Genomic DNA, 10059 nt, shown 5'->3' with positions numbered 1-10059 from the left:
GAAGGGGGAGCGGTCAGCTCGTGTAGAGGCGCAGGCTGAGCGGGCCGACCGTCTCGGTGGCCGGGGCGGTGGTGGTCTCCTGCGGCTGCTCCCAGGCGCTGTCCCAGCGCAGCCGCCACGCGCCCTCGCCGGCGCTCTCCGGCAGGGGCGGGAGGGTCAGCTCGACTTCGCCGAGGCCGCCGTGGACGACGAGCAGGGCGCACGGCTCGCCCTCGAGGCGCAGCTGGAGCGTGCGCCGGTCGTCCTGCGCCCAGGTCTCCTCGGTCATCTCCTCACCGGCCTCGTCGTACCAGCCGATCACCGACTCGTCGTGGTCGCGCAGCACCGGGACCTCGCGCCGCAGCGCGGTCAGGTGGGCGGTGCTCGCGAGCAGGTCGCGGCGCTGGTCGTCGAGGTCCCAGTCGAGCCAGGTCATCTCGTTGTCCTGGCAGTACGGGTTGTTGTTGCCGTCGTGGGTGCGGCCGATCTCGTCACCCGAGGCGATCATCGGCACCCCGGCCGAGAGCAGCAGCGTGCCGAGCAGGTTGCGCACCGAGCGGCGTCGCGCGAGCAGGATGACCTCGTCGTCGGTGGGGCCCTCGGCGCCGTGGTTCCACGAGCGGTTGTGGTCGTTGCCGTCGCGGTTGTCCTCGCCGTTGGCCTCGTTGTGCTTGTCGTCGTAGGCGACCAGGTCGGCCATCGTGAACCCGTCGTGCGCGGTGACGAATCCCACCGACGACAGCGGCGTCCGCTCGGCGAAGAGGTCCCGGCTGCCCACGAGGCGCGTCGCGATCTCGCGCACCCCGGCACCACTGCCCTCACCCCGCGAGAGCGCCCCCGTGTCCGCGAGCCAGAAGTCGCGCACCGTGTCGCGGAAGCGGTCGTTCCACTCCGCCCAGGCCCCCGGGAACTGCCCGGTGCGCCACCCGTCGGGGCCCAGGTCCCACGGCTCGGCGACGTGCAGCACCTGCGAGAGCACCGGGTCGTCGCGCAGCGCGGCGAAGAAGGCGTGCTCCGGGTCGAACCCGAGGTCCTCGCCCCGTCCGAGCGCGACGGCCAGGTCGTAGCGGAAGCCGTCGACGTGGCACTCCTGCACCCAGTACCGCAGCGAGTCCAGGACCATCTCGAGGGCGACCGGCTCGGTGAGGTCGACGGTGTTGCCGCACCCGGTGACGTCGACGTCGTGGCCCTCGTCGTCGAGCCGGTACCAGGTCCCCGCGCCCAGACCGCGCCACGCGAGGGTCGCTCCGCCGACGCTCTGCTCGGCCGTGTGGTTGTAGACGACATCGAGCAGCACCTCGATGCCCGCGGCGTGCAGCAGCTTGACCATGCCCTTGAACTCCCGCAGCACCTCGTGCGGGTCCTGGTTGCTCGCGTAGGGGGCGTGCGGGGCGAAGAATCCGACCGTGTTGTAGCCCCAGTGGTTGGTCAGGCCGAGGTCGACGAGGTGCGGCTCGTCGACGTGCGCGTGCACGGGCAGCAGCTCCACGGTCGTCACGCCGAGCGCCTGCAGGTGCTCGATCGTCACCGGGTGCGCCAGCCCCGCGTACGTGCCGCGCAGGTGCTCGGGCACCCCGGGCAGCCGCATCGTCATCTCGCGCACGTGCACCTCGTAGACCACCCGCTCGTCCCGTGGGTGGGCCGGCGGTGCGTCGTCACCCCAGTCAAAGGCCGTGTCGAGCACCACACTCCGGGGGACGAAGGGGGCGGAGTCCAGGTCCGAGCGCACGGCCGGGTCCCCTTCGCCTGCCTCGTCGACGACGTGCCCGTAGACGGCCGGCGCGTAGGTCAGCTCACCCTCGATCGAGCGGGCCCACGGGTCGAGGAGGAGCTTGGCCGGGTTGTGGCGCTGGCCGGACGCCGGATCCCACGGCCCGTCGGCCCGCAGGCCGTACCGCGCGCCGGGGTGCACGTCCGGGACGAGACCGGACCACCACCCTTCGTCCGACGCCGGGATCGGGGTGCGCGTCTCGTGATCGCCGTCGAAGGTGCACAGCCAGACCGCGGTCGCCCTGGGGGCGTGGACCGCGACCTCGACACCGCCGTCGACGGGGTGCACGCCGGGGCGCGAAGGGAGAGGGAGCGGCTGCGAGCCGGTGGTCGACATGGATCACAGGGTAAGCAGTCGGTACGTTGAGGGCATGAGCGATCCGACCGCCCTGCCCAACTTCGGCCCCACGCCCCCCAACGGTGGCGACCAGCCCGCGCCCGAGGCGCCGCTGCGCGACCGCGTCCAGGACGCGCTGCGCGAGCTCGGCCTCGAGCCCTCCATCGACAGTGAGGGCGACGTCGCCTTCACCTTCTCCGAGCAGCAGATGTTCATCCGCTGCCAGGACGACGAGTCCAACGTGCTGCGCGTCTTCGGCCAGTGGGCCCTCGAGGACCCGGTGCCGACCGACCCGATGGAGCGCCTGCAGGTCAGCAACGACCTCAACGTCGCCTTCAACCTCGTCAAGGCCGCCGTCGCCGGCGACACCCTCCTCGTGACGAGCGAGCACATCCTGCCCCGCGGTGCCGATGTGCGCGGCCTGCTCGGCCTGGCCCTCCCGCTCGTCCTGCAGGGCGTGCAGCTGTGGCACCAGCGCGCCACCGGCCAGGACCCCACCGAGGAGGGCTCCGCCGACGCCCCGAGCGAGCCGCAGGCATGAGCGAGGTCGTCCGTCTCGAGGGCGCCGACGGCATCGGCACGATCGTCCTCGACCGCCCGAAGATGAACGCGCTCGACGCCGAGATGCAGCGTCAGCTCGTCGTCGTCGCCGAGGAGGCCGCCGAGCGCGACGACGTCAAGGCCGTCATCGTCTGGGGTGGTGAGCGGGTCTTCGCCGCCGGCGCCGACGTCAAGGAGATGGCCGAGATGTCCTACACGGACATGGCCGCCCACGTGCGACTGCTGCAGCGCTTCTCCCGCGCGCTCGCCGCGATCCCGAAGCCGACCGTCGCCGCGATCACCGGGTTCGCCCTCGGTGGCGGGCTCGAGACGGCGCTGTGCTGCGACTTCCGCGTTGTCGCCGACAACGCCAAGCTCGGCCTGCCCGAGATCACCCTCGGCATCATCCCCGGAGCCGGTGGCACCCAGCGCCTGCCGCGCCTCGTCGGCCCGGCCAAGGCCAAGGAGATGATCTTCACCGGTCGCTTCGTCGACGCGGCCGAGGCCCTCGAGATCGGTCTCGCCGACAAGGTGGTGCCCGCCGGCGAGGTCCTCGAGGCCGCCCGGGCGATGGTCACCCCCTTCGTCACCGGCCCGACCCAGGCGCTGCGTGCGGCCAAGGAGGCCGTCGACAAGGGGCTCGAGGTCGACCTGTCCACCGGACTCGAGATCGAGGCGCAGGTCTTCAGCGCGCTCTTCGCGACCAACGACCAGAAGAGCGGCATGCGCAGCTTCGTCGACAACGGCCCCGGCAAGGCCACCTTCGAGGGCAACTGATGGTCACCACCGGCGCGAGCGCCGAGGAGGTCGAGCAGGCCTGGGCCGACAACAAGCTGGCCCAGGTGCTCTACCACGACTGGGAGGCCCAGACCTACGACGAGAAGTGGTCGATCAGCTTCGACGAGCGGTGCACCACTGTCGTGCGCGACCGCTTCATGCACGTGCTCGAGGCGACCCGACGGCCCGATGAGTCGCTGCCCTACGGCCGGGTCCTCGAGCTCGGCGCCGGTACCGGCTTCTTCGCCCTCAACCTCAAGCTCGCCGGACTCGTCGACGAGGTGCACGTCTCCGACCTGTCGCCCGGCATGGTCGAGGCGGCGAAGGCCAACGCCCAGCGGCTCGGCTTCGAGATCGACGGCCGGGTCGCCGACGCGGAGTCCCTGCCGTACGAGGACGACAGCTTCGACCTCGTCGTCGGGCACGCCGTCATCCACCACATCCCCGATGTCGAGGCCGCGCTGCGCGAGGTCGTGCGGGTGCTGCGCCCGGGTGGCCGATTCGTCATCGCGGGGGAGCCGACGACGATCGGCCACTGGTACGCCCGCCACATCTCCCGCGCGACGTGGGAGACCGCGACCCGGGTGAGCCGGCTGCCCCCCTTCCGCTCGAAGTGGGCCCGGGAGCAGGCCGAGCTCGACGAGTCCTCGCGCGCCGCCGCGCTCGAGGCGGTCGTCGACCTGCACACCTTCGACCCCGCCGAGCTGGCCGCCAAGGCGCGCCGCGCCGGTGCCGACCACGTCGGCACGGCGACCGAGGAGCTGACCGCCGCCTTCGCCGGGTGGCCGATCCGCACCTTCGAGTACGCGGTCGCCGAGGACGCGCTCGGCTTCGGCTGGGCGAAGTTCGCCTACGGCTCGTGGCGGCGCCTCATGCGCGTCGACGCGGTCCTCGGCCGGGTCGTGCCGCAGCGCTTCTTCTACAACGTCGGCGTCACGGGCACCAAGCCCCTGCGGTGATGGCCCGATCCTCCCGCCTCACGTGGTGGCACTGGACGCGCTGGGTCGTCGCCAACCGCGCCTGGTCCCACCACCACGTCCTGGGCTACCTGCGGATGCTGCGGGCGAAGGCGCGCACGCCCGGCCTGGTCTTCGAGGGGCCGTGCTTCATCGGTCCCGACGTGCAGTTCCAGGTCAGCCCGGGCACCGGACGGCTCATCGTCGGCGCCTACACGCACATCGGTGGCGGGTCGGCGCTGCGCGCGCACGAGGGCACGCTGCGGATCGGGGCCAAGACGGTCATCGGGATCCGCAACACCTTCAACACCTGGCTCGACATCGAGGTCGGCGAGGCGTGCCTGTTCGCCGACGACGTCTACGTGTGCGACTTCGACCACGTGACCACCGACCTCGAGACGCCGATCAAGGACCAGGGCATCGTCAAGTCGCCCGTGCGCTTCGGTGACGACGTGTGGGTCGCGACCAAGTGCGTCATCACGCGCGGTACCGACATCGGCAGCCACTCGGTCGTCGGTGCCGGCGCCGTCGTCCGGGGCAGTTTTCCCCCCTTCGTCGTCGTCGGTGGGGTCCCGGCCAAGGTGCTCAAGCGGCGCCAACCGGTCGTCGTGACCGAGGACGACCTCGACCTGCCGGCGGGGTGGTGACGTGGTCGAGCGCGAAGCCCTCGACGTCCTCGTCGCGCACATCCCGACGACGCACACCGAGCAGGTACTCGCGGCGCTCTTCGCCGTCGGCGCGGGCGAGGTGGGGGAGTACCGCGAGTGCGCCTTCGTCCAGCAGGGCGAAGGGAGGTTCCGCCCCGTGGGATCGGCGAACCCCACGATCGGGACCGTGGGGCAGCCGGAGCGGGTCGTCGAGGACCGCGTCGAGGTCGCCTTCCGGCGGTCGCTGCGCGCGCGAGTCGTTGCGGCACTGCGTGACTCGCACCCCTACGAGGAGCCGTCCTTCCACGTCCTCGTCAACGCCGCGGACTGACGCCCGGTGCTGGTGTGGCGAAGGGCACCCTTGCCCGCCTTGGTGGTCCGCGGGCGCGCTGGATAGCGTGAGCGGACTGGGAGCCTCCCCACATCGGCCGCCCGATCGCGGCAGATGCTGAGAGGATCGCCCGGTACCCAGCCCCCTCACCCAGGAAGAGGACGATTCACCGATGAACATCGTCGTCTGCGTGAAGTACGTTCCGGACGCACAGTCCGACCGCGGATTCAACGAGGACAACACGACCGACCGCGAAGGCGTGGACGGCCTGCTGTCCGAGCTCGACGAGTACGCCGTCGAGCAGGCCCTCCAGATCGCCGAGGCGGGTGAGGGCGAGGTCACCGTGCTGACCATCGGCCCCGCTGACGCCGCCGAGGCCGTCAAGAAGTCGCTCCAGATGGGTGCCGACAAGGGCGTGCACATCTGCGACGACGCGATCGCCGGCTCCGACGCCCTGGCCACCTCGCTGGTGCTCGCCGAGGCGATCAAGAAGGTCGGGACCCCGGACATCGTCCTCACCGGCATGGCCTCGACCGACGGCACCATGGGTGTCGTCCCCGCGATGCTCGCCGAGCGCCTCGGCCTGCCGCAGGTCACCTACGCCTCCGAGCTGACCGTCGACGGTGGCGTCGCCAAGATCCGCCGTGACGGCGACACCGCGAGCGAGACCATCGAGGCCTCCCTCCCGGCGCTGATCTCGGTCACCGACCAGATCAACGAGCCGCGCTACCCCTCCTTCAAGGGGATCATGGCCGCGAAGAAGAAGCCGGTCGAGGAGTGGAGCCTCGCCGACCTCGGCGTCGACGCCGGCCAGGTCGGCCTCGCCAACGCCGCGACGGCCGTCGAGTCGACGACCAAGCGTCCCCCGCGCGAGCAGGGCACGATCGTCACCGACGAGGGTGACGGCGGCACCAAGCTCGCCGAGTTCCTGACCACCAACAAGTTCGTCTGATCGACGACCCGGACACAAGGAGCAATAGACATGGCTGAAGTCCTCGTCCTCGTCGACCACGCAAACGGTGAGGTGAAGAAGCCCGCCGCGGAGATGCTGACCATCGCCCGTCGTCTGGGTGAGCCGTCCGCCGTCTTCATCGGCCCCGGCGCCGAGACCGCCAAGGACCTGCTGGCGCGCTACGGCGCCGAGAAGATCTACTCCGTCTCCGACCCGGCCGCCCTCGAGCACCTCGTCGCCCCCCAGGCCGAGATCCTCGCGCAGCTGGTCCAGGAGAAGCAGCCCGCCGCGGTGCTCATCCCGAGCAATGCCGCCGGCAAGGAGATCGGTGCGCGTCTGGCCGTCAAGACCGAGTCCGGTCTGATCACCGACGCCACCGACGTCCAGGCCGGCCCGGTCACCACGCAGTCGGTCTTCGCCGGCAGCTACACCGTCCAGGCCAAGGTCACCAAGGGCACGCCGATCATCTGCGTCAAGCCCAACTCCGCCGCGCCTGAGCAGGCCAACGGCGCCGGTGCCTTCGAGGAGCTCTCCGTGAGCATCTCCGACGGCGCCAAGACGGCCAAGGTCACCGCGTCCGAGCCGAAGAAGGCCTCCGGTCGTCCCGAGCTCACCGAGGCGGCGATCGTCGTCTCCGGTGGTCGTGGCACCGGCGGTGACTTCAGCCCGGTCGAGACCTTCGCGGACACCCTCGGTGCCGCCGTCGGCGCCTCGCGCGCCGCGGTCGACGCCGGCTGGTACCCGCACTCCTCGCAGGTCGGCCAGACCGGCAAGCAGGTCTCCCCGCAGCTGTACGTCGCCGCGGGCATCTCCGGCGCGATCCAGCACCGCGCCGGCATGCAGACGTCCAAGACGATCGTCGCGATCAACAAGGACGAGGAGGCCCCGATCTTCGAGCTCGTCGACTTCGGAGTCGTCGGTGACCTCTTCACCGTCCTGCCGCAGGCCACGGAGGCCGTCAAGGGAAAGTGACCCCTGGTCTCTCCTGACGAAGGGGGGCGTGCACCGATCCGGTGCGCGCCCCCCTTCGCTGTGTCCGGGGGGCGTCGCCACCGCCGCGTCCGCGCCCGCGTCCCCACATGCCGGGTCGAGGTATCGCCGGCCCTCCCGGGGGCCGGTCATACCTCCAACAGCCGGGCGAAGGGGGTGACGCGCGCCACGTGCTCGGCTCCGCGTTTACCAAACCGTGACTTCTATGGTTACAGTTGCGTCGGCCTTCGCGGCCACCCCCTGATCCCCACCCAGAGGTCCCCCTGTGAGCAACACCCGATACGTGAGCCGGCACGGCAGTCCCCGTCGCGGCCCCCTGCAACGACTCGGCAGCCTGCCGTCCTCCGTCGGCTCCCACGGGGCCCGCGCCGCGGCCAAGACGGTCGCCGGCGTCGGGATCGTCCTCGGCTCGGGTGCCTTCGTCATCGCGCCGAGCCAGGCTGCCGACGAGGCACAGACCAATGACCTGGCCGCCGTGAGCTTCGAGACCGACGTCTCCGAGCTGCTCGCCGACCGTGGTGGCGAGCCGGCCTCGTCGCGCTCGACCGCCCGCACGGCCGCCGCTGTCACCGCCCCGAAGGGCGAGGGCTCGCAGGACGTCCACGACGGCGCCGGTGCACTCGCGCTCGACCCGGTGGTCAAGCCCAAGCCCAAGCCGAAGCCCAAGCCGAAGCCCGAGCCGAAGCCCGTCGAGGAGCCCGAGCAGGAGCAGGCCGAGACCGACGCGACGGAGCAGGAGACCGAGGAGCCGCAGGGCACCGAGGCGCAGGCGCCGGAGCAGGCCTCCCGCAGCAGTGAGCGCTCGGAGGTCGAGACCCAGGAGGAGACCGAGTCCGAGAGCCAGGGCGGGTCGGTCCAGACCGGCAACTACGCCTCGCAGGGCGCGGCCCTTGGGCTGGGACCCAACGCGCAGAAGGTCTACTCGGCGGTGCGCACGCAGTTCCCCGACATGACCAACATCGGTGGCTACCGCGCCGGCGACCCGGGCGACCACGGCAGCGGCAACGCGGTCGACATCATGGTCACGGGCGCCCGTGGCGACCAGATCAACGCGTGGCTCCAGCAGAACGCGGGCAGCCTCAACATCAAGTACATCATCTGGGAGCAGCGCATCTGGTTCCCCAATGGCAGCTCCAAGATGATGGAGGACCGGGGCAGCCCGACGCAGAACCACTACGACCACGTGCACGTCTCGGTGAACTGAGGCGAGCCTGCGTCACGCCCCGCCGGGTCCCACCCGGCGGGGCTTCTGCGTCCTCACGCGATGGCCCTGCGCGCTTCTCGAGCCCAGGGGCTCACGCGCCTCGCCCGGCAGCGGATCCCGGGCAGACTGGGCGCATGCCTGCCGAGACGATTCCGATCCTGCCGAGCGCGGACTTCGATGTGTCCGTTGCGTTGTGGTCGGCCTTCGGGTTCGTCGAGCGTGGTCGATGGCCGGGCTATCTCATCGTTCGCCACCCAGATCTCGACCTCGAACTTCACTTCTGGTTGGACCCCCAGGTCGACCGGTGGACGAACGACGTCGCCTGCTACATCCGTTTCGGTACGCCCGGCGAGGCCCTGGCCCGTCACGCGGTCTGGGCCGACGTCACGGTCCCCGAGCCGGCGGTCCTGAGCACCCCGGACGTCGATGCTGGAGGTGCCGTGGAGTTCCACATCATCGACCTCCACGGCAACCTCGTACGACTCGGCGGATTTCCGACGGTCGAGCAGCCCTGACCGGCTGCTTCCCGCCAGCGTTGGCCCCCTTCGTCCGGCTGAAATACATCCCGCGCGTCCTGACGCGCGGGATGTATTTGTATCGTGACGGCGAGGAGGCGGGCTGATGGGGCACGACCACACGCACGGCGCCGGCGGCACACCCGACCGGGGGCTGCGCAACCGACTTCTGGCCGCCTTCGTCATCACCGCACTCGTCGTCGTCGCGCAGGCGATCGGGGCGGTCATCACCGGCAGCCTCGCGCTCCTGACCGACACCGCCCACGCCCTCGCTGATTCCGCCGGGCTGCTCGTCGCGGTCATCGCCGCGACGATGGTGCTGCGGCCCCCGAGCAGCACGCGCACGTGGGGCTTCGCGCGGATCGAGGTCATCGCCGCGCTCGGGCAGGCCTGCCTGCTCATCGTCGTCGGTGTCTACGCGGCGGTCGAGGGCGTGCGGCGCCTCTTCGAGCCGACCGAGGTGCCCGCGGCCGAGCTGCTCGTCCTCGGCGTCCTGGGCCTGACGGCCAACGTCATCGCGATGGCGGTGCTCGCCTCGGGCCGCGGGGCGAACCTCAACATGCGCGCCGCCTTCCTCGAGGTCGTCAACGACGCCCTCGGCTCGCTCGGCGTCATCGTGGCGGCGGTGGTCATCGCGACGACCGGGTACGCGCGCGCCGACACCTTCGCCGGCCTCTTCATCGCCGCGCTCATCGTGCCGCGGGCGGTGCGGCTGCTGCGCGAGACGACCTCCGTGCTCATGGAGTTCACGCCGAAGGGGGTCGATCTCGACATCGTGCGCGCGCACCTCCTCGAGCTCGAGCACGTGCGGGAGGTGCACGACCTGCACGCGTCGATGATCGGCACCGGGCTGCCGGTCATCTCCGCGCACGTGGTCATCGACGACGGGTGCTTCGAGTCCGGGCACGCGCCGCAGATCCTCGAGCAGATCCGCGAGTGCGTGCGCGAGCACTTCCCGGTCTCCTTCGACCACGCGACGATCCAGCTGGAGACAGCCGACGTGCGCGAGCGGACGTGCGGCGCGATGGAGCACGGCTGAGGCGGTCAGGGCAGTGGGAGCA

Annotated in this window: 11 protein-coding genes; 10 read left to right on the top strand and 1 reads right to left on the bottom strand. The window is 71.1% G+C overall.

Going from position 1 to position 10059, the window contains the following annotated elements; genetic code table 11:
• Positions 1–13: 13 nt before the first annotated feature.
• Positions 14–2086 carry a glycogen debranching protein GlgX gene (glgX, locus tag JAN01S_RS01685; protein ID WP_068312687.1) on the bottom strand — a complete coding sequence of 691 codons (2073 nt, stop codon included), beginning with the start codon at positions 2084–2086 and terminating at the stop codon, positions 14–16.
• Between the two features lie 34 nt (positions 2087–2120).
• Between glgX and JAN01S_RS01680 the strand changes: the two genes are divergently transcribed.
• The 10 genes from JAN01S_RS01680 (at position 2121) to JAN01S_RS01635 (ending at position 10037) form a co-directional block, all read left to right on the top strand.
• Positions 2121–2627 carry a T3SS (YopN, CesT) and YbjN peptide-binding chaperone 1 gene (locus tag JAN01S_RS01680; protein ID WP_068312683.1) on the top strand — a complete coding sequence of 169 codons (507 nt, stop codon included), beginning with the start codon at positions 2121–2123 and terminating at the stop codon, positions 2625–2627.
• Positions 2624–3403 carry an enoyl-CoA hydratase/isomerase family protein gene (locus tag JAN01S_RS01675; protein WP_068312680.1) on the top strand — a complete coding sequence of 260 codons (780 nt, stop codon included), beginning with the start codon at positions 2624–2626 and terminating at the stop codon, positions 3401–3403. The genes JAN01S_RS01680 and JAN01S_RS01675 overlap by 4 nt, the downstream gene beginning before the upstream one ends.
• Positions 3403–4362: a class I SAM-dependent methyltransferase gene (locus tag JAN01S_RS01670; RefSeq protein ID WP_068312678.1), complete on the top strand. Its 960-nt coding sequence runs from the start codon at positions 3403–3405 to the stop codon at positions 4360–4362. The genes JAN01S_RS01675 and JAN01S_RS01670 overlap by 1 nt, the downstream gene beginning before the upstream one ends.
• On the top strand, positions 4362–5006 hold the full coding sequence (locus JAN01S_RS01665) for an acyltransferase (protein WP_068312675.1): 645 nt from the start codon (positions 4362–4364) through the stop codon (positions 5004–5006). Before JAN01S_RS01670 ends, JAN01S_RS01665 begins: the two co-directional genes overlap by 1 nt.
• Before the next feature lies 1 nt (position 5007).
• A complete protein-coding gene (locus JAN01S_RS01660) occupies positions 5008–5337 on the top strand; it encodes a YqfO family protein (protein WP_068312672.1) in 330 nt (109 codons plus the stop codon).
• Positions 5338–5509: 172 nt separating this feature from the next.
• Positions 5510–6289: an electron transfer flavoprotein subunit beta/FixA family protein gene (locus tag JAN01S_RS01655; protein WP_068312669.1), complete on the top strand. Its 780-nt coding sequence runs from the start codon at positions 5510–5512 to the stop codon at positions 6287–6289.
• Between the two features lie 30 nt (positions 6290–6319).
• Positions 6320–7261, top strand: a complete 942-nt coding sequence (locus JAN01S_RS01650) for an electron transfer flavoprotein subunit alpha/FixB family protein (RefSeq protein WP_068312666.1) — start codon at positions 6320–6322, stop codon at positions 7259–7261.
• Positions 7262–7544: 283 nt separating this feature from the next.
• Complete coding sequence (locus JAN01S_RS17460; RefSeq protein WP_068312663.1) at positions 7545–8483, top strand: VldE C-terminal domain-containing protein; 939 nt, start codon at positions 7545–7547, stop codon at positions 8481–8483.
• Positions 8484–8617: 134 nt separating this feature from the next.
• Positions 8618–8998, top strand: a complete 381-nt coding sequence (locus tag JAN01S_RS01640) for a VOC family protein (RefSeq protein WP_068312660.1) — start codon at positions 8618–8620, stop codon at positions 8996–8998.
• A gap of 106 nt (positions 8999–9104) precedes the next feature.
• On the top strand, positions 9105–10037 hold the full coding sequence (locus JAN01S_RS01635; protein ID WP_068312657.1) for a cation diffusion facilitator family transporter: 933 nt from the start codon (positions 9105–9107) through the stop codon (positions 10035–10037).
• Positions 10038–10059: the final 22 nt, after the last annotated feature.

This window comes from Janibacter anophelis NBRC 107843, assembly GCF_001570945.1.
Taxonomy (GTDB): domain Bacteria; phylum Actinomycetota; class Actinomycetes; order Actinomycetales; family Dermatophilaceae; genus Janibacter; species Janibacter anophelis.
Note: the sequence above shows the minus strand (reverse complement) of the source record. Positions and strands in the feature narration are given on the sequence as shown.

Excerpts from the sequence above, each read along its gene's own strand:
- JAN01S_RS01665 (WP_068312675.1), top strand. The coding sequence starts at position 4,362 with ATGGCCCGATCCTCCCGCCTCACGTGGTGGCACTGGACGCGCTGGGTC.
- JAN01S_RS01635 (WP_068312657.1), top strand. The coding sequence starts at position 9,105 with ATGGGGCACGACCACACGCACGGCGCCGGCGGCACACCCGACCGGGGG.
- JAN01S_RS01675 (WP_068312680.1), top strand. The coding sequence starts at position 2,624 with ATGAGCGAGGTCGTCCGTCTCGAGGGCGCCGACGGCATCGGCACGATC.
- JAN01S_RS01650 (WP_068312666.1), top strand. The coding sequence starts at position 6,320 with ATGGCTGAAGTCCTCGTCCTCGTCGACCACGCAAACGGTGAGGTGAAG.
- JAN01S_RS01670 (WP_068312678.1), top strand. The coding sequence starts at position 3,403 with ATGGTCACCACCGGCGCGAGCGCCGAGGAGGTCGAGCAGGCCTGGGCC.
- JAN01S_RS01680 (WP_068312683.1), top strand. The coding sequence starts at position 2,121 with ATGAGCGATCCGACCGCCCTGCCCAACTTCGGCCCCACGCCCCCCAAC.
- JAN01S_RS01655 (WP_068312669.1), top strand. The coding sequence starts at position 5,510 with ATGAACATCGTCGTCTGCGTGAAGTACGTTCCGGACGCACAGTCCGAC.
- JAN01S_RS01640 (WP_068312660.1), top strand. The coding sequence starts at position 8,618 with ATGCCTGCCGAGACGATTCCGATCCTGCCGAGCGCGGACTTCGATGTG.
- glgX (WP_068312687.1), bottom strand. The coding sequence starts at position 2,086 with ATGTCGACCACCGGCTCGCAGCCGCTCCCTCTCCCTTCGCGCCCCGGC.